Annotated in this window: 23 protein-coding genes and 1 pseudogene; 18 read left to right on the plus strand and 6 right to left on the minus strand. The window is 41.6% G+C overall.

Annotated elements, in window-relative coordinates:
• The first annotated feature begins 7 nt into the window (after positions 1-7).
• The gene (ahpF, locus tag KQ486_RS09490; protein WP_216687463.1) at positions 8-1579 is read left to right on the plus strand and encodes an alkyl hydroperoxide reductase subunit F; all 1572 of its coding nucleotides are present in this window, start codon (positions 8-10) and stop codon (positions 1577-1579) included.
• Between the two features lie 505 nt (positions 1580-2084).
• Here ahpF and KQ486_RS09495 read toward each other — a convergent pair.
• Complete coding sequence (locus tag KQ486_RS09495) at positions 2085-3068, minus strand: M28 family peptidase (protein WP_246569273.1); 984 nt, start codon at positions 3066-3068, stop codon at positions 2085-2087.
• 149 nt (positions 3069-3217) lie between these two features.
• Between KQ486_RS09495 and KQ486_RS14555 the strand changes: the two genes are divergently transcribed.
• Complete coding sequence (locus KQ486_RS14555) at positions 3218-3346, plus strand: hypothetical protein (RefSeq protein WP_274236832.1); 129 nt, start codon at positions 3218-3220, stop codon at positions 3344-3346.
• Positions 3347-3390: 44 nt separating this feature from the next.
• Complete coding sequence (locus KQ486_RS09500) at positions 3391-4350, plus strand: tRNA dihydrouridine synthase (RefSeq protein ID WP_144089194.1); 960 nt, start codon at positions 3391-3393, stop codon at positions 4348-4350.
• Between the two features lie 147 nt (positions 4351-4497).
• Here KQ486_RS09500 and KQ486_RS09505 read toward each other — a convergent pair whose 3' ends face one another.
• The gene (locus tag KQ486_RS09505; protein ID WP_144163652.1) at positions 4498-4923 is read right to left on the minus strand and encodes a hypothetical protein; all 426 of its coding nucleotides are present in this window, start codon (positions 4921-4923) and stop codon (positions 4498-4500) included.
• A 348-nt stretch (positions 4924-5271) separates the two neighbouring features.
• The gene (gene pdxS, locus KQ486_RS09510; RefSeq protein ID WP_216687464.1) at positions 5272-6126 is read right to left on the minus strand and encodes a pyridoxal 5'-phosphate synthase lyase subunit PdxS; all 855 of its coding nucleotides are present in this window, start codon (positions 6124-6126) and stop codon (positions 5272-5274) included.
• A 123-nt stretch (positions 6127-6249) separates the two neighbouring features.
• On the opposite strand from pdxS, the pseudogene KQ486_RS09515 reads away from it, so the two are divergent.
• Positions 6250-6502 (plus strand): annotated as a pseudogene (locus tag KQ486_RS09515) (ABC transporter permease); the annotation flags it as partial.
• Between the two features lie 160 nt (positions 6503-6662).
• Positions 6663-8021 (plus strand): branched-chain amino acid transport system II carrier protein, encoded by a 1359-nt coding sequence (brnQ, locus tag KQ486_RS09520; RefSeq protein WP_375713327.1) that lies wholly within the window; start codon positions 6663-6665, stop codon positions 8019-8021.
• Between the two features lie 56 nt (positions 8022-8077).
• On the opposite strand, the gene KQ486_RS09525 is transcribed toward brnQ, so the two are convergent.
• Together KQ486_RS09525 and KQ486_RS09530 are read right to left on the minus strand one after the other, a co-directional pair.
• Positions 8078-8725, minus strand: a complete 648-nt coding sequence (locus KQ486_RS09525) for a GntR family transcriptional regulator (protein ID WP_216687466.1) — start codon at positions 8723-8725, stop codon at positions 8078-8080.
• Between the two features lie 293 nt (positions 8726-9018).
• Positions 9019-10200 (minus strand): NADH-dependent flavin oxidoreductase, encoded by a 1182-nt coding sequence (locus tag KQ486_RS09530; protein WP_216687467.1) that lies wholly within the window; start codon positions 10198-10200, stop codon positions 9019-9021.
• A gap of 172 nt (positions 10201-10372) precedes the next feature.
• On the opposite strand from KQ486_RS09530, the gene KQ486_RS09535 reads away from it, so the two are divergent.
• Genes KQ486_RS09535 through KQ486_RS09555 form a run of 5 tightly spaced genes read left to right on the plus strand, consistent with a single transcriptional unit; the run spans position 10373 to position 14486 of the window.
• Positions 10373-10705, plus strand: a complete 333-nt coding sequence (locus KQ486_RS09535; protein ID WP_216687468.1) for a glycine cleavage system H family protein — start codon at positions 10373-10375, stop codon at positions 10703-10705.
• Between the two features lie 9 nt (positions 10706-10714).
• Entirely contained in the window at positions 10715-11506 is a 792-nt protein-coding gene (locus tag KQ486_RS09540; RefSeq protein ID WP_216687469.1) for a protein-ADP-ribose hydrolase, read from the plus strand.
• Between the two features lie 9 nt (positions 11507-11515).
• Positions 11516-12415, plus strand: coding sequence for an SIR2 family NAD-dependent protein deacylase (locus KQ486_RS09545; protein WP_216687470.1), 900 nt, complete (start codon positions 11516-11518; stop codon positions 12413-12415).
• A 3-nt stretch (positions 12416-12418) separates the two neighbouring features.
• Positions 12419-13465, plus strand: coding sequence for a lipoate--protein ligase (gene lplA / locus KQ486_RS09550; RefSeq protein WP_216687471.1), 1047 nt, complete (start codon positions 12419-12421; stop codon positions 13463-13465).
• 16 nt (positions 13466-13481) lie between these two features.
• Positions 13482-14486 (plus strand): LLM class flavin-dependent oxidoreductase, encoded by a 1005-nt coding sequence (locus tag KQ486_RS09555; protein WP_216687472.1) that lies wholly within the window; start codon positions 13482-13484, stop codon positions 14484-14486.
• Positions 14487-14812: 326 nt separating this feature from the next.
• On the opposite strand, the gene KQ486_RS09560 is transcribed toward KQ486_RS09555, so the two are convergent.
• Positions 14813-16192 carry a DHA2 family efflux MFS transporter permease subunit gene (locus KQ486_RS09560; RefSeq protein ID WP_216687473.1) on the minus strand — a complete coding sequence of 460 codons (1380 nt, stop codon included), beginning with the start codon at positions 16190-16192 and terminating at the stop codon, positions 14813-14815.
• A gap of 362 nt (positions 16193-16554) precedes the next feature.
• Between KQ486_RS09560 and KQ486_RS09565 the strand changes: the two genes are divergently transcribed.
• The 8 genes from KQ486_RS09565 (at position 16555) to KQ486_RS09600 (ending at position 24681) form a co-directional block, all read left to right on the plus strand.
• Positions 16555-16929 (plus strand): hypothetical protein, encoded by a 375-nt coding sequence (locus tag KQ486_RS09565; protein ID WP_216687474.1) that lies wholly within the window; start codon positions 16555-16557, stop codon positions 16927-16929.
• 871 nt (positions 16930-17800) lie between these two features.
• Positions 17801-18109: a metal-sensing transcriptional repressor gene (locus KQ486_RS09570; RefSeq protein ID WP_216687475.1), complete on the plus strand. Its 309-nt coding sequence runs from the start codon at positions 17801-17803 to the stop codon at positions 18107-18109.
• 12 nt (positions 18110-18121) lie between these two features.
• Complete coding sequence (locus KQ486_RS09575; RefSeq protein WP_216687476.1) at positions 18122-20506, plus strand: heavy metal translocating P-type ATPase; 2385 nt, start codon at positions 18122-18124, stop codon at positions 20504-20506.
• 32 nt (positions 20507-20538) lie between these two features.
• On the plus strand, positions 20539-20742 hold the full coding sequence (gene copZ / locus KQ486_RS09580; RefSeq protein ID WP_216687477.1) for a copper chaperone CopZ: 204 nt from the start codon (positions 20539-20541) through the stop codon (positions 20740-20742).
• Between the two features lie 140 nt (positions 20743-20882).
• Complete coding sequence (locus tag KQ486_RS09585; RefSeq protein WP_216687478.1) at positions 20883-21056, plus strand: hypothetical protein; 174 nt, start codon at positions 20883-20885, stop codon at positions 21054-21056.
• A gap of 488 nt (positions 21057-21544) precedes the next feature.
• Positions 21545-21913 carry an ArsR/SmtB family transcription factor gene (locus KQ486_RS09590; RefSeq protein WP_216687479.1) on the plus strand — a complete coding sequence of 123 codons (369 nt, stop codon included), beginning with the start codon at positions 21545-21547 and terminating at the stop codon, positions 21911-21913.
• Positions 21906-24047 (plus strand): heavy metal translocating P-type ATPase, encoded by a 2142-nt coding sequence (locus KQ486_RS09595; protein ID WP_216687480.1) that lies wholly within the window; start codon positions 21906-21908, stop codon positions 24045-24047. The genes KQ486_RS09590 and KQ486_RS09595 overlap by 8 nt, the downstream gene beginning before the upstream one ends.
• Positions 24048-24183: 136 nt before the next feature.
• The gene (locus KQ486_RS09600; protein ID WP_216687481.1) at positions 24184-24681 is read left to right on the plus strand and encodes a DUF305 domain-containing protein; all 498 of its coding nucleotides are present in this window, start codon (positions 24184-24186) and stop codon (positions 24679-24681) included.
• Positions 24682-25109: the final 428 nt, after the last annotated feature.

Genomic DNA, 25109 nt, shown 5'->3' on the forward strand with positions numbered 1-25109 from the left:
GATAAGCATGCTTGAAGCAAATATTAAAGCACAATTAGAACAATACCTTCAGCTGCTCGAAGACGATATTGTTTTAAAACTCAGTGTGGACACAGATGACGTGTCAAATAAAATGGAAGAGTTTGTGAATGAAATAGGTTCCATGTCATCGAAAATAACGGTTGAAAAGACAAGCTTAGAAAGAACACCAAGTTTTACTGTAAATCGTGTTGGTGAAGACACTGGGATTGCATTTGCTGGCATTCCACTCGGTGAAGAATTTACATCACTTGTATTGGCTTTATTGCAAGTCAGTGGAAGAGCGCCTAAAGTCGACCAAAGTGTTATTGACCAAGCAAAAGAAGTCAAAGGCGAGTACCACTTTGAAACGTACGTAAGCCTTAGCTGTCATAACTGCCCAGATGTCGTACAAGCATTAAACATGATGAGCGTTCTTAATCCAAATATTTCCCATACGATGATTGACGGAGCGACAAACAAAGAAGAAGTGGAAGCGAAAAACATCATGGCTGTACCGACTGTTATGTTAAATGGTGAAGAATTCGGTAGCGGACGTATGTCTGCAGAAGAAATCTTAGCTAAGCTTGGTAGTGGACCAGATGCATCTGAGCTATCTGCCAAAGATCCATTCGACGTACTCGTTGTCGGTGGTGGACCAGCTGGTGCAAGTGCCGCTATTTATGCAGCACGTAAAGGTATCCGTACAGGAATTGTCACGGAGCGCTTAGGTGGTCAAGTGTTAGACACGATGAGCATTGAAAACTTCATCAGTGTCACAAAAACGGAAGGACCAAAGCTCGTTGCAAGCCTTGAAGAACATGTGAAAGATTACCCAATTGATATCATCAACTTACAACGTGTAAGTGGTATCGAGAAAAAAGACATGTTTGAGATTGAGCTTGAAAACGGTGCGGTTCTGAAAAGCCGTACAGTGATCGCTTCAACAGGAGCGAGCTGGCGTAAGCTTGGTATTCCGGGCGAAGCAGAATTCTCGAACAAAGGTGTTGCTTACTGTGCACACTGTGATGGTCCACTGTTTGAAGGTAAAGACGTTGCTGTTGTCGGCGGCGGTAACTCCGGTGTAGAAGCAGCAATTGACCTTGCAGGCATTGTAAACCACGTAACTGTTCTTGAATATTCTTCAGAATTGAAAGCAGACGAAGTGCTACAAAACAACCTAGCTAAACTTCCAAATGTGACTGTGGTTAAAAATGCTCAATCTACTGAAATCACAGGATCCGATCAAGTCGAAGGACTGAAGTATATCGACCTTGAGACGAAGGAAGAAAAGCAAATTGACTTAGCAGGTGTGTTTGTTCAAATTGGTCTTGTTCCTAATACAGGTTGGCTTGGCGATAAAGTCGAGAAAAACCGTATCGGTGAGATCATCGTTGACAAACAAGGTTCTACGAATGTTCCAGGTCTTTTTGCAGCAGGTGATTGTACGGATGTATTCTACAATCAGATTATCGTTTCAATGGGAACAGGAGCGACCGCAGCATTAGGCGCTTTTGATCACCTCATTAGAAACCCTGTGGAAACAAAAGAAGAACAAGGTGAACCTGTAAGCACAAAATAAAATGAAGCAACCATTAGATCCTCATAAGAGTAGAGCGTACGGCATCTACTTTTATGGGGATTTCTTTATGGATAAGTGAATGAGGAGAAAAAAACCAATACCTTAGTGAAATAAATGAAACTGAGATATAAAAATGTTGATGCAAGATAATGATATAAACAGATATGAAGCGAGAGCGGCTTCTGACTGCTGAAGATTGCCTACTTACTGTTGAAGTTTGCCTGCTGACTGCTGAAGATTAGCTTCTGACTGCTGAAGATTGACCGCTCACTGTTGAAGTTAGGTCTCCCACGAAAGAGTTAGCTTATTAATTATCGGGCTCAATGCAATATAACTTCTAAAATAAAAAACGGCCACAGAATCTGCAATATGGAGGGCACTGCGATTTATGGTAAATGTCGTCTTATGACCTGTCGGTAGAAACAAATTACTTGATGCCATTCAAATATAAAACCCGAACGATTTATTATATACTTAAATCGTTCGGGCTTTAATATCTTAACTTTTATAAATTCGGCTCTTCATAGTAGTAATCTACAGGCACAGGTGCGACTGCAGAACGCTCAAGAGCAGGTGTATCCTTTCTTGCAACTTGATAAACGGCTGATCCGACTATTTTTGCTACATCGAGCATTTTTTCTTTGCTGATATAATCAATTAAATCCTCTTCTGTATGATACCAAGGTTCAAGCGGTGTGTGAATAAATAGTGCCGCAGGAATGCCTAAATTATGAAATGGAACATGATCGCTTCGTCCAAGTTCACTGTATGGAACGAGTTCGCTAACTCGAGATCCAGCTGCAGCTCCAAGATCTGTTACTGTATTTTGTTCGCCATCAGCTGTAAACATAACTAAATCCCCTGCATCCGCACTACCAACCATGTCTAACTGAAACATCGCTACTGTTTGTTCGGCTTCGGCTTCTGACATTGCTTCGGCATATCTTCTGGAACCCCATAGACCATATTCTTCAGCTCCAAAAGCGACGAACTTAACGGTTGTACCTGTTGGAGCTTTTGAGAATACACGCGCTAATTCAAGTAAGACACCAGTACCTGATGCATCATCATTTGCGCCTGGCCCCCAAGGAACTGAATCGTGGTGTGAACCAATAATAATTTGTTGGCCGGAGTCATGGTTTTTCTTCGGCTCTTTAACCGCTTCAACATTATAAGAAGTGACTTCTTTTCCTCCTGATAGGAAAGTAAATTCTTGTACATTGACTTCTTCGTAACCATAATTTTCGAATTGTTCTACCAGGTAATCAACGGTTTCAAGCTCAGCTTCTGTACCTGCACCACGTGGACCAATTTCTTCTGAAAGATGTGACACGTGTTCATAGATTCGGTCTTCATCAATCTTCTTGATGATTTTATTGTCAAATGCGTGGGCAGAACCTCCATTTCCATTATGATTAGCTGCTAGGCCAGGTGTTGTCCAAACCATGAGTAAAACAAGAACCATACTCAAAAGCCTGAATTGTTTCAATCCAATCACTTCCTTTCATGTGGTTGATTGTATGTATTCTGTCATATGTATTCTGTCATAAAGAAAAGAATCCTGTTAATAATCAGAAAATGATAAGAAAGTAATAACGTTCTTGTTGCACTTGATACTTAAGTAGGAAGAAAAAGCAGATGAAAGTCGTAGGTAAATGGTTAGCCTATGAAATGAAAGAAACAGAAATAGTAAAATGCATCATCATTTTTTTGTTGATATTCTTGGATTTAATGATTAAAATGAAGCATGGTATAAATGAATCTTAAATAGCGAACCAGCGAATACAAACGAAAGAACGAGGAGATTCAATATGAAAGAAAATTTCTGGCGTGATTTACCACGGCCATTTTTTATATTAGCACCGATGGAAGATGTAACAGATGTTGTTTTTCGACATGTCGTCAGTGAAGCGGCAAGGCCTGATGTGTTTTTTACAGAGTTTACGAATACAGAGAGCTATTGCCACCCAAAAGGAAGACAAAGTGTTCGTGGCCGTCTGACGTATACGGAGGACGAACAACCGATTGTCGCACATATTTGGGGTGATAAGCCAGCGTATTTCCGAGAAATGAGTATAGGAATGGCGAAGGAAGGCTTTCGTGGAATCGACATTAATATGGGATGCCCTGTTCAAAATGTCGCAGGAAACGGTAAAGGTTGTGGGCTGATACGCCGTCCGGATGTAGCGGCCGAGATTATTGAAGCGGCTAAAGCTGGCGGACTGCCGGTCAGTGTGAAAACAAGACTCGGTTACACACGCGTTGATGAATGGCGAGATTGGCTCACGCATATTTTGAAACAAGATATCGTCAATCTATCCATTCATCTCCGTACAAAAAAAGAGATGAGCGATGTCGATGCGCACTGGGAATTAATTCCGGAAATTAAAAAGCTTCGAGATGAAATTGCACCGGATACATTGCTGACGATTAACGGTGATATTCCAGATCGTCAGAAAGGTTTGGAACTCGTTGAACAATACGGTGTAGATGGTGTCATGATCGGACGAGGGATATTTAAAAATCCATTCGCGTTTGAAAAAGAAAAGAAAGAGCATACACACAAGGAATCGTTGGATTTATTGAGATTACATCTCGATTTATTTGATCAATATGCTGAGCAGATGGAAACACGTCCGTTCAAGACATTGCGGAGATTCTTCAAAATATATGTCAAAGGATTTCGCGGCGCAGGTGAATTACGAAATCGGTTGATGATGACTGAAACGACCGATGAGGTTCGTGAGTTGATCAACGAATATATGGATTAACTAAAACATCTCCTCTCTTTGGTTTTCAAGAGAAGAGGTGTTTTTTTATTCAGATACGGTTTTGGCGCGAGATATTTTTTAGGTAAGTCTAACAATGGAGAGGGAGCCAGTTACCGAAGCAATAATTAATGCTTCCTTAAGCTATACTTACTTAATTTGCACTACAGTAGGTTCATTTTCGCTTATTATTTCGATAATCTGATCCATTAAATAGATATGATGCTCTAAATGTATATCGGTACTCCCAAGTGTTGGGAGAGTATCATACCAATCAATAAAACCTGATTTGTTGGACTTGAAAAAAAGAAAATTGGTCAAAGGTCCTTTTTCTGAACCACCTAAATATTTTTGTATCGCATTCTGTGTGGGTATACTGAGATCAACGCGACTTGCTTCAGGTGTCACTCTAATTGCAAGCACTTCATGGAAAGAATAGGAGAGCTTGAATTGATGGTTGTCATTTGTATCTATAATCATTTCAACATTCGGGTAGTGTGTAATCTGTATAAGGTTTAGGGGTGGTTCGTATGATGTAGATATGGGCTGCCAAACCTCAAAAATGTCATTACTCATCTGTATAGCTCCTTAATAATAACGAATTTTATCAAATTTTGTGCCATAAATTCCATTGTAATCCCCAGTGTACTAAACTAATTATAAGAAAAAACCCATTCTATTACATTATTATGAATATTCAATGTAATTATAATAGGAAAATATTATTAAGTAAACTTGTTTAACTAATTGTATTTAGGAGCCGGCGAGCTAAGGAAACAACTGATGACGACTGAAACAATCGATGAGGTCCGTGAGTTGATCGATCAATATTAAGACGATTGGCCTTTTATAAACACATATTCAAAATATGAAAAAAGCCAGTTACCGAAGTATCGGTAACTGGCTTCTTACATACTAGATTGTTTATTCACTTCGGTCTTGCATTCGTTCGTCTTCGCTCAAAGTACCGATGCCTTTCATCGCAGTACCTAGGTCTTTTGAAAGTTCAGCAATTAACTTATAATCCTTATAATTAGCTGTTGCTTGTACAATCGCCTCTGCAAACTTTTGTGGATTATCGGATTTGAAAATACCTGAGCCGACAAATACTCCGTCAGCACCAAGCTCCATCATTAACGCGGCATCAGAAGGTGTTGCAACACCACCTGCTGCAAAGTTATTGACAGGCAGACGACCTTCTTTTTGAATTGTCAAAAGCAGCTCATAGGGTGCCTGGATATTTCTCGCAAATGTCATCACTTCATCTTCGGACATCGAGGCAAGCTGTCTAATTTCTCCTTGCACTTGTCTAAGATGGCGGACTGCTTCTACAATATTGCCTGTCCCGGGCTCTCCTTTTGTCCGAAGCATGGAAGCCCCTTCTCCGATTCGGCGTGCTGCTTCCCCGAGGTTACGGCACCCGCATACGAATGGTACTGTGTAATCTGATTTTTTTAAATGAAATACATCATCTGCTGGTGTGAGAACTTCACTTTCATCTATATAATCGACACCGATTGCTTCAAGAACACGCGCTTCTACAATATGGCCGATTCTGCCTTTCGCCATGACAGGAATGGATACAGCATTCATCACTTCTTCAGTGATTGTCGGGTCAGCCATACGTGCAACACCGCCCGCTGCTCTGATATCTGAAGGTACACGTTCTAGTGCCATAACCGCGACTGCCCCTGAGGCTTCTGCAATTTTTGCTTGTTCAGCATTCACGACGTCCATGATAACGCCGCCTTTAGGTATTTCTGTTTCGATTTTCGTCATTTGTCCTCATCCCCTTGTAATCCGTCTATTTAAGACTGTCTCTGAACGGTATTATATCACTTGAAACTAGCTTTTAACAGTACTGGTTGTTACCATCGCATCTAACTTCAGGTTCAACAATGGAAAGGATTTATGGCTTTAGCAGCAGTTATTTTCGGTAATTGGCATCCATTCGGTGCAATGGGTGCTGCGCTGTTCTTTGGTTTAGCAAAAAGTTTAAGTGTGGTTAGTGGAGGGATCCCATTATTGCAAGATATTCCACAAGTATTCTTGTTAATCGCTCCTAATGTTTTGACCATTCTTGCCTTAGTAGGACTTATCGGACGTGCTGAGGGCTCCAAGGGCAAACGGTGTACCATATATCAAAGAAAGCAGATATAAAGGCGACGACCGATCCTACTTCATGATTTTTTTAATAGATAAAATTGTCGAAAAATTCTTGTAATATATTGCATTTTGCTTAAGGAAGTAGTATGATATTTTTATCCGATATATTGCATATTGCTAAAACTAATCATCTTAGGAGGAAACTTATCGTGAAATTATCTTTTTCATCTTACGCAGCCGTTGGAGTTATGTTATTCGCACTATTTTTTGGAGCTGGAAATCTGATTTTTCCAGCAAGCTTGGGTCAAAACGCAGGAACGAATCTTTGGCCAGCAGCAATTGGCTTCTTGATCACCGGAGTAGGTTTACCTCTTCTTGGAATCATCGCCATGAGTTTTTCCGGGAGCCGTAACTTGCAAGAACTTGCAACACGAGTACACCCGGTTTATGCCGTGTTTTTTACATCTTTACTTTATTTGACGATTGGACCGTTCTTTGCATCTCCTCGTACAGGAACCGTTGCATTTGAAGTTGGTTTTTCATCTTTCGTCAGCGAATCGTCTCAACAATTATGGTTATTTATTTTTACGTTAGTATTCTTTGCAATTGTTCTATTCTTTTCATTAAAACCTGGGAAATTGGTTGATACAGTTGGTAAAATGCTGGCACCTGGATTGGTGGCTTTAATTGCAATCCTATTGGTTACAGCTTTTGTTAGTCCGATGGGTGAGATTCAAGCACCGCAAGATTCTTATTCAAGCGGAGCCTTCGTAACGGGATTCCTCGAAGGTTATAATACGATGGATGCCTTGGCGTCATTAGTGTTCGGGATTATCGTCATCAATGCTATTCGTTCCATGGGTGTCACATCGAAAACAGACATTCTTAAAACAACGATTAAAGCGGGAAGTATTGCGGTCTTGCTATTAGGATCGATCTATGTAGGAATTGCTTACCTTGGCGCAACTAGTACCCAAGTTCTACCGATTTTCGATAATGGTGGTCCAGTACTAAGTGGAGCGGCTTCTCATTACTTTGGTACATTTGGCTCTGTCCTGTTAGCGGTTGCGATTACCTTGGCATGTTTAACGACAGCCATCGGCCTGACTGTAGCGAATGCACAGTATTTCAATACGCTATTTCCGAAGTTCAGTTACAAATCCTTGGTTGTTTTCTTTGCAACGATTACGTTTGTGATCGCAAACTTCGGACTAACAAACATCATAACGTATTCCATTCCAGTCTTGATGTTCTTGTATCCATTGGCGATTGTCTTGATGATTTTGACATTCGTATCTCCATTGTTCAAGCATTCAAGAGTCGTTTATGGTTCAACAATTGCCGTCACGTTTTTGATTAGTATTTTTGATGGTTTGAAATCTCTAAGTAAATCAATCGGAGTTGAGTTTGCTTGGATGCAACCGATTGTGGATTTCTTTGAAAATACACTACCTCTTTACGATCAGGGTCTTGGCTGGTTACTGCCAGCAGTTGTGGTAATCGTCGTAACAGGCGTCATCAGTCGTTTGCAACCTGATAAATCGCCTGCAGCACAACAAGCTTCCTAAAAATTAAACAAACGAAAACCGGCTTCCTCAATAGGAGCCGGTTTTTCTATATTCAATCATTCAAATTCTTTTAACGTTCGAAGCCAATTTTCCTTCATTGTGGCGGAGGCTTTTTCTTTATTCCCTTTCCTCATGGCTTCAATAATTTGATCGTGTTCTTCGATTGATTTTTCTTCCAATACAATCGAGTTATAGAAGAAATGTCTGCGGACATGTGCTTGTAACGATTCTAGTACGTTATGAATATATGGATTTCTGGCTATGTCAACGATTACTTGGTGAAACTCCTCATCAACCTTCAAGGCTGCATATTCATTTTTGGATTGAATGGTTTGAGCGAACTGATCATTAATCTGCTTTAGTTGTGAAACATGTTCTTCCGTCAAATGTTCAATGGCGAGTTCAGCTGACAATGCTTGTAATGCCGCTAATGGAGGGAGAAGGTCATTAATGGCATCCCGTTTGATTTCGGTAACCTGTGTTGCTTTTCCGGGAAACATTTTGACAAATCCTTGCACTTCCAAAAGCTGTAGTGATTCACGGACAGGGGTTCTGCTGACACCTAGCGATTCGGCTATTTCGGAATCATTCAGTTTTTCGCCAGGGAGCAGTGTCCCTTCGATGATCCACTGTTGAATCTGATTGAATGCGCTTTCTTTTGCTGACTGACGAACAGGTTTGGAGTGATTTGCAGGTACTGGCATCCTACTTCTCCTCTCTAGATACTTTTTTAGTTTATTTATAGTATACATGAAAAATCTATCTAATGGAATATGCAATATATTAGATGAATTGTCAGTAATAGTTTGGTTTTATAGTGAGGTATAAAAACGATAGAGACGAGCTTGGATTATATTTTCTTGGCTCGTCTCTAAAAGCCAGTTTGACGGACAGTGATTGACCACTTTTTATAGTCAAAATTTATATGTTTTATTGAGGGAAGTGAATGATCGCCTAGCAAAAAACATTATCTACTAGGGCAGTTACGACTTTGCAATTAATATAATTTCCGTAACTCTTCGCGAGCCTCTTTAGAAAGCGATCCACCGATATCCATCAATTCCACAATATCTTTAAAAGCTCTTTCAGGGATAGCTAGATCAGGAACTTCTTCTGCTGTAAAGCCTAAGTCGATTTCATTTTCGCGCCCTTCTCGAAGTTTCGCGACAAAGTCAGGTTCTGTTACGAATGGGGTGGACATGCCGACCATATCCGCAAATTCCATGGCTTCCATCGCTTTTTCGGGTGAATTGATGCCGCCGGTTGCCATGATTGGTACGCGATCGGATAGATGATCATAGATCACGCGATTCATGTATTCACCTTTGAATTTTCCTTGACGGATCGTTTGTTTATATATGTTTTTCCCCCAGCTGGCCGTCGCCAGATAATGGATCGTCGAAACATCCATGATTCGGTTCATAAAATCAATGAACTCTTCCACGCTATAACCGATATCGTTGCCTCGCGTTTCTTCCGGTGTGCCTCTAAAGCCGAGGATGAAATCAGCTGGTGCTTCTTCATCAATGACCTTCTGAACGGCTTCCATTACTTCGACCCCGAAGCGTGAACGGTTTTCAAGATTCTGTGGTCCGTATTCATCCTCACGTTCATTAGAAAATGTGGAAAAAAACGTCTGTATCAATAGCCGCTGGGCACTTGAGATTTCTACGCCATCAAAGCCAGCCGCAATCGCACGACGAGTGGCGTCAGCATATTGGTTAATGACGTGTTTGATTTTTCGTTTGGTCATCGGTAAAACCGTGTGTTCAATTGGCGTTTTCAACTCCATTTTACTCGGTCCATATACTACGCCAAAATCCTTCAATGAAATTTTCGAAAATCGCCCAGCATGCGTTAGCTGAATGATCGCTTTCGCACCGTCTTTTTTCATCGCTTGAGCGAGTTTCTTTAAGCCTTCGATACTTCGGTCGTCATCGATGCTAAATCCATATTCGAATAGCTGTCCATACTCCTCAATATAAGCTGCGCCCGTGATTTGCAGTGGGGCGGAACCTGCACGGCGCTTGGCATAAGCCAAATCCTCTTCAGTCACATAGCCCTCGACGGTTGAGGAGTTCGTGATCATCGGGGATAAAACAAAACGATTATCTAATGGAACACCATTTGGTAGTTTAATGTTTTCAAATAAAGGTTTGAACTGTTCGGATGTTTTCATATGTATTACCTTCCATAGTGTATTATTTTAATCTAGTTTTACTATAACATTTTTCTTCAAAGATGTTATCCTACAAGACTCACCACTTTAAAGCGTCTTGCTCAGCTTGTAAAACCGATTATGTTATACTGAAATTTGTATAACTTAACGATCTCAGAGGAGGCTTTTTACCATGAAAAAAAGAGCGAATTTCTTATTTATTGAAAAACAAGATGATGTGTATACAGTAAGCATGACGCCGGAATTGCAAGATGATATCGGCACGGTTGGATTCGTTGAGTTCGTCAATGAAGACAATGTGAAAAAAGATGATCCAATTTTGAATTTGGAAGCTTCAAAAACAGTCCTTGAAGCGTATTCGCCGCTAACAGGTAAAGTTGTCGAGCGAAACGAGAAAGCAACGAGTGAGCCAGCGCTATTGAACTCTGCGAAAACGGAAGAGAACTGGTTGATTAAATTATCGGATGTGGATGAAGCTGAATTTAACCAATTGGAAGATGCATAGGAGTCTACGATGAATCAAAATGAACGGTTAGATTATTTGATCGGTTATTTATTGGAAGAAAATCCGAATGGTCACGAGTTGGCACAGGTAGAGGCTAATTCGATTGCAGATAAATTCGAGTTGTTTCGAGGACTATGCAATATTCGCAAACCAAAGCCTGTAACTGATGAATTCGTCGAAGTTCAGGATGCTTTTTTAACCAAGTGGAATCATGACCGAGAAATTACGCGATTAGGTGATTTGAAACCGGTCCAACCGCAGATTTATCTCTGGAAGGGCGATATTACGACGCTTGCAGTCGATGCGATTGTCAATGCGGCAAATAGTCGGCTGTTAGGCTGCACGCAAGCAAATCATGACTGCATTGATAATATCATTCATACGCGAGCTGGTGTGCAGCTGCGCTTAGCCTGTCACGACATTATGACTGAACAAGGTCGAAAAGAAGCTGCGGGAAAAGCAAAGCTGACAGATGCGTATAATCTACCTTCATCCTATGTGATCCACACGGTCGGTCCATTCATCGACCAACGTGGAGTTTCGCCGATCAAGGAACAGTTGTTGGCATCCTGTTATCAATCCACCTTGGCTTTGGCCGACCAAAAAGAAATGGATTCCATTGCCTTCTGTTGTATCGCTACGGGTGAATTCAACTTTCCGAATGAGCGGGCAGCCGAGATTGCCATCCAGACGGTCAACGATTATTTAAGGGAAAATGAATCCCAACTAAACGTTATTTTCAATGTGTTTTCAGAGAAGGATTTATCCATCTATCAACGATTACTACAAACGAATGAATAGGAGATTAGTATGCAACAACGAAATGAATTTTGGCAGACACCCGTGCATGAATCTTCCTTATCCCAAGCGGATGTTTTGAACCGTCTGATCGATGAAGCGGAAGCGGTCGTCGTCGGGATTGGTGCGGGAATGTCTGCTGCGACGGGTTTTACATATGTAGGAAAACGGTTCACTGACGCGTTTCCTGATTTTATCGAAAAATATCGCTTCTTCGATATGTTGCAGGCAAGTCTTTTTGAATTCGAAGACTGGCAGGAGTATTGGGCTTTTCAAAGTCGGTTCAGCTTATTGAATTATTTTGACCAGCCTGCAGGACTTGCTTATGTCGATATGAAAGAAATGCTCAAGGATAAAAACTATCATGTCATTACGACCAATGCCGATAATGCTTTTTATGCCGCCGAATATGATATGGACAAAGTTTTTCGGATTCAGGGGGAGTATGGATTGTGGCAATGTACGGAGCATTGTCACCAGCAGACGTATCAAAATGAAGATTTGATTCGTGAAATGGTTGAGAAACAATCTGATATGAAGGTCCCTGCCGATTTGGTTCCGTATTGTCCGGAATGTGGTGCGCCACTTGAGGTCAATAAACGGACCGAGGAGAAGGGGATGGTGGAAGATGGCCATTTCCATGAACAAAAAGAACGTTATGAGCAATTTTTGGATGAAAACAAGGACAAAAAGGTGCTTTATTTGGAAATCGGTGTTGGCCATACGACGCCACAGTTCATTAAACATCCATTCTGGAAGATGACCGAGGAAAATGAACAAGCACTGTTTGTGACGATGAATCAAAAACAGTATTTCATTCCGCATGCGATCCGACCGAGAACCGTTCAATTGGATGAAGACATTGCCGAAGTTTTTCATGAAGCAGCTAAAAGTAACGCACATGGGGGATGACCGATGTATTTAATCGAACCAAAGCGAGATGGCAAATGGGTTTATGATCCTGGCACGTCTATGGCCATTCAAGATTATGTGAAGGACCATGTTTTTTTGGATGATGATGTGTTGTTTCCATATATGATGGAGCCGGTTGTTCAGATCGGAAAGTATCAGAATGCGTATGAGGAAATCAATCAGCCATACATGGATGAACACGGAATTAAAATTCTGCGCCGTGTGACGGGTGGTGGAGCAATCTATTTGGATGACCGGAATATGAGCTTTTGTTTTTTAATGAACGGAACGAATGATATTTACGGGAATTACGAACGATTATACGAACCAGCAATTGAGGCATTGAAAAATTTAGGTGTAGACGAGGCATTGCTTGAACAAAAAGGTCGGAATGATCTCGTATTAGATGGCAAAAAGATTTCCGGAGCGGCCATGACGGTAGAAAAAGGCCGTGTGTACGCAGGCTATTCGTTGCTGCTGGATCCCAACTATGAAGCAATGGTGTCCGCGTTGAATCCGAACATGAAAAAAATAGAATCGCATGGCATTCAATCGGTCCGAAGTCGTGTAGGTTCCATCCGACCATATCTTGCGCCTGAATATCGGGACATGACGGTTTGGGAATTTAGCGATTATATGATTTGTCAGTTTTTGGGCACTAATGACGTCACTGAGGCGAAACGATACGAATTAACGGAAGAAGATTGGGCGAACATTGATCAACTGACTGCTGAAAAATATCATAACTGGGATTGGAACTATGGTCGTTTTCAACAGTTCGAATACACTATGACCGAGCGTTTTCCTGTGGGGACGATGACGGTCGGGTTGACGGTCAAACAGGGGAAAGTAGCGGAATGTCAAATTACTGGTGATTTTTTTGGAAAGAGAGATGTATCCGAAGTTGAATCAGCTCTCATTGGTGTCCGTTTACGAAAAGAAGACTTGCTGGCTGCTTTAGAGCGGTTCGACCTAAGTGAGTACTTTGGTAACATTTCAATTGATGAGTTTGTGAGCTTTTTGTTGAGCGAAAAAGTACCGACAACATGAAGAAAGAAGAATGTAAATGGTTCGTTTAGGGATCTTGGATTACGCACAAATTGATGAAGGCGGTAATGCTCGGCAAGCGTTAGCGGATTCAGTCGAGTTGGCGAAGCTAGCTGAATCACTCGGCTATGAACGATTTTGGATGGCCGAGCATCATAACGTACCGGCTTTTGCGTGTAGCTCACCAGAAATGATGATGATGCGAATTGCCGATGCGACCGATCGAATTCGTGTTGGATCGGGCGGGGTTATGCTGCCGCATTACAGTCCATATAAAGTCGCGGAAAATTTTCGGATGCTTGAAGCGGCTCATCCAGGTAGAATCGATTTAGGAATCGGAAACACAATTGGAACGCCGATCGTTAATCAAGCGTTGAATGAGAAGAAAAAAGGAAAGCTCAATTACGAACAAAGTATCACGGACTTGACCGAGTACTTAAGCGACCAAGTCGGAGAAGACCATCGTTTTGCGGGAATTAGCGCAAATCCAGTAATACCGACTGTCCCTCAAATGTGGGCGCTTTCTACAAGCGTCCGAAGCGCAAAAATGGCTGCGAAACTTGGCATTGGCTATACGTTTGGCCTGTTTCCTGCGCCTGGTGTCGATAAATTTGCCATTGGTGTAGAGGCTGTCGAAGCGTACCGAGCTGAATTTGAGTCGTCACCTTTTATGCCGGAGCCTACCGTGTCAATCGCGCCATTTATCGTCATTGCCGAAACGAATGAATTAGCAGAAGCATATGCTGAAGCCTTGGACTTTTGGTTGCTCGGAAAAGATCAGTTCAGTTATGTGAAGGAATTCCCTTCGGTTGAAACCGCGAGAGCTTACAACTACTCGGACGAAGAAATTTCCACGATTGAAGAGAACCGAACACGCATGATTGTCGGCGACCCAGCTCGAGTCAAAGAACAACTGGAAGGTTTGATTCAAGATTTCAAAGCCGATGAAGTATTGCTGATTCCATTGATGCCAGGAATCGAAGTGCGTAGGCGAGCGATTGGATTATTGGCTGAGTTGTTTTGATAATAAATAAAGCAAGAGGGAATGAGTGGTGAGCTCGATTCTTCTCTTGCTTTTTTTGCTTATAGAAGGGTTGCGCTAAATAATTAAGCGGCTGCACTGCATAATTCGGCGGCTTCGTCACATAATTAAGCGGCTTCATCGTATAATCCGGCGGCTAGCGCCTAGAAATCAACGGCTAGAACAGATAATTCGGCGGCTAGAGCCGATTATTCAACGGGTGGAATAGATATTTGAGCGGCTGCACCAAAGGATTAAGCGGCTCCATCACTTAAAAGCAGCTACACTACTAATTCACACATCTAATAGAGAGCTTTCAATGGGGCCCCTTACCGGAACGATCGATCCTCTCTAATAAACATCGAAAGTACAACACCGACAAGCGCAAGTACAGCCATCACAATAAACGCATACGTCGTTCCCCAATAGGTGCCAACTTTATATGGAGCATCCATCGTGGAAGTCGTCACACTAATGATGGTCGTAAGGACAACAATGCCGAATGTCATTGCGAATTGGCGGACGGTGTTGACGATTGCCGAGCCATGTGCGATGTCTTGGTCATTCAGGGCATTCATTCCCATGGTCACCAAAGGCATGAGCGTCAATCCGAAGCCAATCATGAAAAGACAGAAATAAATGGCAATCCAATATGGAGAATCCTGCATTCCCACAGTATTCAGTAGAATCAATGAAATAAACGTACAGCTAAATCCAACGATGCTGATCATTTTCCCGCCATACCGGTCATACAAGTTTCCAGAAACAATGGTAACAATCGATAGAATAATCGTGCCCGGAACTAAAATGAATCCGGATAAAAAGGCGCTGGCATCAAGAACATCTTGCGCAAACATCGGTAAAATTGTCTCGGCAGATAATAGCAGCATCATGTTGATGAAAATTAACAATAACGCCAAGCGGAACGTCGAATGCTTGAATAATTTGATGTTCAAAACCGGCAAACGCAAATTCAATTGGCGACGGATAAACAAGATAATCGTAAAGGCGCCAATAACAACCGGTGCAATAACGAGCGGATCGGCAAAACCAGTCACACTAATCCGACTTAAGCCGAAAATAAACACCGAGAAACCGATTGCTGAAAGAGCGATTGAAACAAAGTCCATTTTTTCCTCTTGTTTATCCAGCACATTTTTCATTTTAAAAGCAGCCAGGATGAGCACGATCGCCACAATCGGAAGCAGCATCCAATGAAGTGAACGCCATCCCAAATAGTCGATGACGATACCGGAAAGGGAGGGAGCTGAAGCGGGTGCGACATTGACGACTGCGCCTAAAAGCCCCATCGCAAATCCTCTTCGCTCATACGGAAAAACTTTTAACAGAATGGTTTGCACTAAAGGAAGCATGATCCCCGCACCAACGGCTTGAATGACCCTCGATAAAATCAATGTTCCAAAGTTCGGTGAATACCCACCAATAATCATTCCAATAACTAAACAACTGAGCGAAAAGACGACAAGCGTTTTTGCTTTATATGTATTCGATAAATAACCGGTCATTGGAATGAAGACGATTGTCGTCAGTAAGAAGGCCGTTGTCAGCCACTGGACCTGTGTCGCGTTGACCCCAAATTCATCCATGATGGTCGGATAGGCGGTAATTAATAAAAATTGACTGAACGTAAATAAAAACGCTGTTGCCATGATCACAACAACGACGGCTTTATGTTCGATTTTTTGCATGCATGTTTGACCCCCGATCATTCATTTTGGGAAAGATCTTTTATGTATCGTTCATCAGTAGCTTCATTATTACATACACCTCACTATTCGTCTAATAGGGATTCATTACCGTTTGTAGCAACAATAAATATATTAGAAACTAACATAGTAAATGGAGAAAAAGAGAGTATCTCCCTTCACAATAGATTTAGTTTCAAATAAAAAACCAGAAGTTACTACTGAGAAGGAACAAATAGACGAAGATGATAAAAATTCTAAAAAATCCACAACGTCAAGTGATGACTTAGATAGTATAATGACCACACATGGAATTTATCTAAGAACAGAAACTCAAGACTGGGGAGTAAATATGGGGTGTTATCTTGAAAAACATATCTATTGTACTTATTACATTTATGTTGATGGGAGGCTGTGGAAGTCCAAAGCAAGATGCAATTGACAGTTTATCTTCACCTTTAAAGGAGTATTTTATCCTCTACGTGTTCGTTGAAAATGAGGAGCAAATAGAAAAGCTAGGAATAAACTTCAAAGAAGATCTAAGTGAAGAAAGTCGCCATAGTGAAGGAATATTTCATTGGGATAGAGAACATGCAAATTACTCAGAGGTTTTGGAGGTAGATGATTACCCAACGTTTATCATCTTCAATGAAAACGAACTATTATTTAAATCAACGAGCATTGAAGAAGTAGACAGTTTTCTTGTTAATAATGAGCCTTTAGGAGAATATAACAGGTAATCATTCACCTACTTCAAGCATCGCTTATTATTCCACCACAATTTCCTTCGCTCACACGAACAAACATTCGATTCGACATAAAAAATATGGTATAATGAAAAGGAATAGCAAAGTACGGACAAGGTGTGGGCTTCCTTTTTCTTTCCGTCTTCTCAGGCGAGAAAGGAGGGTTGCCTATGGACAAGGTTTATTCGTGGTTGTTACTGCTTATAGTAGTATCAATCACGATAAACGTCCAATTTATCCTAGTACCGCTCATTTTCATCATAAATGGCGGGAAAAGAAACACACCTTGCTTCCGCAAAAAGCAAGGTGTGAAGAATAGTTAATCGCCAGTGTATAAACAGCCCACACTTTGTCTTGAGCTATTCTGCAAATAGGGTGGAATGAATACATTCTGCCCTACTTTGCGTTAGGGATGCCTTGTTAAAATGGTTCCCTATTTGAATGTTATTTAACAGATAACATTCATATTCTCTATATTTAATATATCGTTTGGGGAAAGATGTGTCAATCAGTTCACACCTTTTTGTTCAACGTCATCGCGTCTTCAATAAGCGATTTAAGGATTTCCTGCATAATGTCTTCCATCATTTTTAATTTGTTATGTCTTATTGTTTACCGAAGCCTTCCAACAATTCTTTGGTGTCCTTTTCCTGTACCTCGTTTCCTTTATAAAGACAAAGATTAACATGGTGTTTGACGCTTTGTAAGTAATATACTAACCCAACATAAGCACAAGTCGGCATTTTCATTTTCTCAATCCGAGCATAATGGACTTTTGAAATTGGAAAAATTAAAGAACATAAGAGTTTATTATTGACTCATATACTGTGCGGGGGTATAGTATAAATAGAAACGAAAGGAAGTGATGATCTTGGATAATTTCCTACATGATCACCCAATACAACCACGAACGAAAGATGAAAAGCAAGCGGTCATCAATCGCTTGAAACGAATAGAAGGTCAAGTACGAGGCATTCAAAAAATGGTGGAAGAGGATCGCTATTGTATGGACATTTTGGTTCAGATCAGTGCGATTCAATCCGCCTTGAAAAATGTTGGCTACTCGGTCACCGAGCGACATATCAAGCACTGTGTCAGTGATGCGATTAAACAAGGTGAAGGGGAAGACACCATCGATGAATTGATGAGTGTGATGAGACAGTTTTCCAAGTAAGGGGGGACTACAATGAGCGAAGCAAAGCATGAAACAATTGGTGTAACGGGAATGACCTGTGCCGCCTGTTCAAGCCGTGTCGAAAAAGTGCTGAACAAAATGGACGGCGTAGAAGCACAAGTGAATTTGACAACTGAAAAGGCATCGATCGATTATGATCCGGAGAAGACGTCCTTTGATGATATCACGAGTAAAATCGAACATATTGGTTATGGGGTATTAACCGAAAAAGTTGACTTAGATGTTTTTGGCATGACGTGTGCGGCTTGTTCCAATCGGATTGAAAAAGTATTGAATAAGCAAGAGGGGGTATCGGAGGCTTCCGTCAATTTGACGACAGAAAGTGCAGCCATCGAGTATAACCCTGGCTTGGTCGACATTCAAAACTTGATTGAACGGATCCAGAAGCTGGGCTATGATGCGAAACCGAAAGCTGAAGCAGAAGAGAAGAAATCATATAAAGAAGAAGAATTGAAGAAACAGAAGACGAAATTGATTGTTTCAATCATTCTTTCAGCACCTTTATTGGTGACAATGCTTGTGCATCTATTCAACATGACGATCCCAGCAATTTTCATGAATCCGTGGTTTCAATTTGCCTTGGCGACACCGGTTCAATTTGTGATTGGCTGGCAATTTTATGTTGGAGCCTATAAGAACCTCCGGAATGGCGGAGCGAATATGGATGTGCTTGTTGCATTAGGGACAAGTGCTGCGTATTTTTATAGTTTATATGAATCGTTCAAGACAATCGGAAACCCAGGATATGAACCACATTTATATTTTGAAACAAGTGCGATATTAATTACCTTAATTTTATTCGGAAAATATTTGGAAGCGAGAGCGAAAAGTCAAACAACCAACGCGCTTTCTTCCTTATTGAATTTACAGGCGAAAGAAGCACGCGTCATTCGACATGGTGAGGAAGTCATGATCCCGGTTGAGGAAGTCGATGTAGGCGACCGTTTAGTCGTTAAACCGGGTGAAAAAATACCCGTAGACGGTACCGTTGTGAAAGGCCGTACGTCTGTTGATGAATCCATGATCACCGGTGAATCGATTCCAATCGAAAAAGAGATTGGCACCGGTGTCATCGGATCGACCATCAATAAAAACGGATCGATCGAAATGGAAGCAACGAAAGTCGGAAAAGACACCGCATTGGCATCCATCGTTAAAGTGGTGGAAGAAGCACAAGGGTCCAAAGCGCCGATTCAGCGGTTGGCCGATGTCATATCAGGCTATTTTGTTCCGATTGTCGTCGGGATTGCGATTTTGACGTTTATCGTATGGATTACCCTAGTCCAGCCAGGTCAACTCGAGCCGGCATTAGTCGCATCGATTGCCGTTCTCGTCATTGCTTGTCCGTGTGCATTAGGACTCGCGACACCAACTTCGATTATGGTAGGAACCGGTCGTGCTGCAGAAAGTGGCATTTTATTCAAAGGTGGCGGTCATTTAGAACGTACACATGAACTGGACGCCATTGTATTGGATAAGACAGGTACGATCACCAAAGGGAAACCGGAAGTCACTGATTTTACGGGTGATCAAGAGACGTTACAGTTATTGGCGAGTGCGGAAAAGGGTTCTGAACACCCACTAGCCGAAGCCATTGTTGCTTATGCGACTGAACGAGAAAGTGAATTTGTCAATGTGGACGAATTCAGTGCGATCCCAGGGCACGGGATTCAAGCAACGATTGGCGGAAAACAAATTCTCGTCGGTAACCGAAAATTGATGAATGACCACGATGTGATAGTTTCTGACTATGAAGATGACATGATCCAACTCGAAACAGATGGAAAAACAGCCATGTTGATTGCGGTTGATGGTGAGTACCGTGGAACAATCGCCGTTGCGGATACGATTAAAGAAACTGCTCCTCAAGCCATTCGTGAACTGCAAGAGCAAGGTCTTGAAGTCATCATGCTGACCGGCGATAACGAACGAACCGCTCAAGCCATCGCCAGACAAGTAGGTATCGATCAAGTCATTGCTGAAGTTTTACCGGAAGAAAAGGCTGATAAAGTCAAAGAAATTCAATTACAGGGTAAAAAAGTCGGCATGGTCGGAGATGGTGTGAACGATGCACCGGCATTGGTGACTGCGGATATTGGGATTGCGATTGGCACAGGGACTGAAGTAGCAATTGAAGCAGCAGATGTCACGATTCTCGGTGGCGAATTACTGCTTATTCCAAAAGCCATCAAAATCAGCCATGCATCCATCCGAAATATTCGTCAAAACCTATTCTGGGCATTCGGCTACAATACAGCAGGCATCCCAATAGCAGCTGTCGGACTTCTTGCTCCATGGGTTGCCGGTGCAGCGATGGCCTTAAGCTCAGTCAGCGTCGTTACCAACTCACTCCGTTTGAAACGGGTGAAATTATAGATCAACCCCTGCTTTAAAAGGAGGTGAAATAAATGGAACAAACACTTAACGTTCAAGGCATGACATGCGGTCACTGCAAAATGTCCGTCGAAAACGCTTTGAATAACTTAGAAGGCGTCCAAACAGCAGAAGTAAACCTTGATGCTGGTAATGTCGCCGTTACTTACGATGAAGCCAAAGTCAACCAAGAAGCGATGAAAGAAGCCATCGAAGATCAAGGCTATGACGTTGAATAGTATACGAAAGCTGGTTTTCTATTGATGAAAGCCAGCTTTTTTTGTAGAGAAAAATTCTGTAGGTAAAAAATTCATACTATTCACATCAATCCTCTACAATGCTAAGATAGAGTAAGCTGAAAACCAATGGGGGAAATCCAATGAAAGACTATCATTGTTGTGCGACCTGCATTCACTTTGAAGTATACAGAACCGAAGACGGCCGTCCAAAAACTCGCTGCAGTCGTTTAGGCTATGACACAGACCCAACCTATAAATTCAATTGCTGGACTCCAAAAGATCGAATTAAAAAGTTGATGGAGAAAGAAAAGTAGGGTGAATCCTTTAGTGGATTCGCCCTTTTATTATGTTTTGTGTTTTTAACATAGGCGTCAATCGCAAAAGGTTGAGCCTCTAGAGTGCGAGGTTAAGCCTTTAGCTCGCCGAGTTGAGCCTGTAAAGTCCGAAGTTGAGCCTCTAGAACGCCAGATTGAGCCTCTGTATCAAAAGGTTGAGCCTCCATAGCAAAAGATTAAGCGTCTAGCAGCGTTTATTAAGCGTCTGGAGTGCGAGATTAAGCGTCTAGCCGTGTTTATTAAGCGTCTACATTAAAAGATTGAGCGTCTGCATCGAAAGATTAAGCGTCTAGGTTATTTTGTTAAGCGTCTATTACTCTCCTAGACTATGTCCTCCCTCAAAAAAGCACAGTTCATGCATTTCCAACGTAAATTATATGAATACATTAAAGTCATCATTTGATTGAATAACAAAAAGGAATTATACTATATTCAAACGGACTTTTGAATGAAGGTGTGAGACATAAATGAATCGTCAAGATACTTGTGAAATATTTTGTTATAACGAGGAAAAAGTCAATCAAGTTCAACAGGATCTAAATGCGGTGAACATTTCTGGTGCAGCAAAAATGTTAAAGGCGATTGCTGATGAAAATCGAGCAAAAATTGTCTATGCGCTTTGCCAAGAGGAGGAGCTTTGTGTCTGTGACCTAGCTAATATTATCGGTGCAACGGTCGCGACGACATCTCATCACTTGCGAACGCTTCATAAACAAGGCGTCGTACGTTTTCGGAAAGAAGGCAAGCTGGCATTTTATACGTTAGACGCTCAACATATTAAGCAAATTATGATGTTTGCCCTAGAGCACCAGGAAGAAGTGGTGGCCAATGGCTGAACAATTGCGTGAAGAAAAAAATACCTACCGTGTACAGGGTTTTTCTTGTGCAAACTGTGCGGGCAAGTTTGAAAATAACGTCAAAAAACTGCCGAATGTAGAAAACGCAAAAGTGAATTTTGGTGCCTCAAAGATTTCTGTATATGGAGAAGCAACGGTTGAAGAACTAGAGAAAGCCGGGTCATTTGAGAATTTGAAGGTCTTCCCCGAACATACAACGAACGAACCTGATGAAAAGAAAGAAGAAAAAGAGCCTTTTTACCTAAAATACAGTACATTGTTTTATTCGTCTTTGTTCATGGCATTTGGCTTTCTATCCATGTTCATCAATGGCAATGATAACATCGTAACGGCACTTCTTTTCATTGCTTCGATGTTGGTCGGAGGATTATCTTTACTGAAGACCGGTCTCCACAATCTTGTGCGATTTGAATTCGACATGAGAACTCTAATGACCATTGCTGTCATCGGTGGGGTCATCATTGGTGAATGGGCAGAAGTAGCTGTCGTTGTTATTTTATTTGCGTTAAGTGAAGAACTGGAACGTTTTTCGATGGACCGTGCAAGGAAATCCATTCAATCGTTGATGGATATTGCGCCGAATCAAGCCATCGTCAAACGGTTCGGTCAAGAAACGACCGTTCATGTCAATGATATTGTGATCGGTGACATGATGATTGTGAAACCAGGGCAAAAAATTGCGATGGATGGTGTCATTGTAGGTGGTTCCTCATCGATTAATCAGGCGGCCATCACGGGTGAGTCCGTCCCTGTTGAAAAATCTCTGGACGATGAAGTCTTTGCCGGAACGTTGAATGAAGAAGGTCATTTGGAGGTCAAAGTCACGAAACTCGTTAATGATACGACATTGGCGAAAATCATTCATCTTGTTGAGGAAGCGCAAGCCGAACGTGCACCAGCACAAGCATTTGTTGACCGCTTTGCGAAATATTATACACCAGCAATCATGGTCATCGCTGCCATGGTTGCGGTCTTGCCACCATTATTTTTCGAAGCAAGCTGGGAAACCTGGGTCTATCAAGGGTTGGCCGTCCTCGTCGTCGGTTGTCCTTGTGCGCTCGTCATTTCCACACCGATTTCCATCGTTTCCGCGATCGGAAATGCCGCGAAAAAAGGCGTACTCGTAAAAGGTGGAATTTATTTAGAAGAAATCGGTGGATTGAAGGCGATAGCTTTTGATAAAACCGGTACGTTAACAAAAGGCGTTCCCGTCGTTACGGACGTTGAAATGATCGACCAAGATGCGGAGCAAAAGGAATTACTCGGAAAGATCTCCGCATTGGAAAAACGTTCTCAACATCCACTCGCTTCAGCTATTTTGAAAAAAGCAGACGAGGAAGCCGTTGATTATGAGAAGATTTCTGTTGATCACTTCACTTCGTTAACCGGCAAAGGAATCCAAGGTGACATTGATGGAGTTACTTATTATGTCGGTAGTCCGAGTTTATTTAATGAGGTAAGCACTTTAGATGCGGGCGTTAATGATAAAATCAAAACCCTTCAAAACGAAGGGAAAACCGTAGTAGTTGCCGGCACAAAAGAGAAAGTCCAAGTAATTCTCGCTGTAGCCGATGAAGTCAGAGAAGCGAGCCAAAACGTGATTCAAAAACTCCACCGTGAAGGTATCGAAAAAACAATCATGCTGACAGGCGATAACGCCAATACAGGGAATGCGATTGGTAAGCAAGTTGGCGTCACAGATGTGCGTTCTGAACTATTACCACAGGATAAACTAAAAGTCATTCGAAGTTTGCGAGAACGCCATCAAAAAGTGGCCATGGTTGGTGACGGTGTCAATGACGCCCCAGCCTTAGCTGCTTCAACCGTCGGAATCGCCATGGGAGGAGCAGGCACGGACACCGCACTAGAAACCGCTGATGTGGCGTTAATGGGAGACGATTTGGAAAAACTCCCATTTCTCGTTAGACTTAGCCGTAAAACGTTAAATACGATTAAAGGCAATATTACCTTTGCAATTGCGATCAAAGTCGCCGCATTACTCCTTGTAATTCCAGGATGGTTGACCTTGTGGATTGCCATTCTATCAGACATGGGCGCAACGATATTGGTCGCATTGAACAGTATGCGGTTGATGCGGGTGAAAGAAGAATAGATTCAATTAATCAGCACAGTATGAGTAGGTGATTACCGTACTGTGCTATTTTTTCATGAAGAAATACCCCCACCACGTTTATTGAATGGGATATGAGGTAAACAAAATCATAGACAATTTTAGGAGGAGGGGTATCTTGAATCCTTATGTAAAGTTCGGTTTGATGATTTTGACTTCGACCTTTGTGATGTATTGGCTGATGTATTTAAATGTGTTTCAAATTAACCATATATTTTTCAGTGAAATGCGTGTGTATATGGCGTTAATTATGGGATCTTGTATGTCCGTCATCATGATGTTATTTATGTGGAAAATGTACCAGAAGAAAGTACTTAATTGGATCATCATCGGTGCAAGTGTTCTTGTCTTTGGCGTCTCCCTGTGGCTTGTCCGTAGTCAGATGATTGTAGACGACACGGATTATATGCAAGCAATGATTCCTCACCATTCCATAGCCATTTTGACAAGTGAGCGCGCAGAAATTGAAGATCCTCGCGTGAAAAAGCTCGCTGCTGAAATTTCTCAAACCCAAAAAGAAGAGATTGCGCAGATGGAAACATTGATAGCTGATATTGAGAAAAATGGCCCGGAAGATGAAGAAGACGAGGAAGAGGAAAAAGATGCCCCTCAATAAGAGGGGGGTTCTACCCCTTGTTTAGAACTTTTTATAGACCATAAGTGCAAGTTTCCCTGTAGTAACTATGCGTAGATACCGAATTATCCCAATAGTTATACCATATGCTCTTAAATAACTCTAACCTTTAAAATCCCATAGAGGATGAAGAACAATTACCATTAAAGCTAACTGAATTAAATTTTATGGCCGGTAAATGGGCTTCACCCATATAATTTATAACTCTGTTAACAGGGAAAAAATTACAAAATATTACCATATATTGTTTGTACCCTTACGATTCTTCTCACTTCCATTAACTTTGAAGATAATTTTTTAGAATGAAACAGTTGTAGTGTTATATAACCAGAAAATAATTACATAAAATAAAAGAATTACGGCAAGGGTTATACCAATTATTTTTAAAAATTTAGACTTTTTCAAAAAAA

The organism is Allobacillus halotolerans (assembly GCF_018967645.1).
Lineage (GTDB): Bacteria > Bacillota > Bacilli > Bacillales > Alkalibacillaceae > Allobacillus > Allobacillus halotolerans.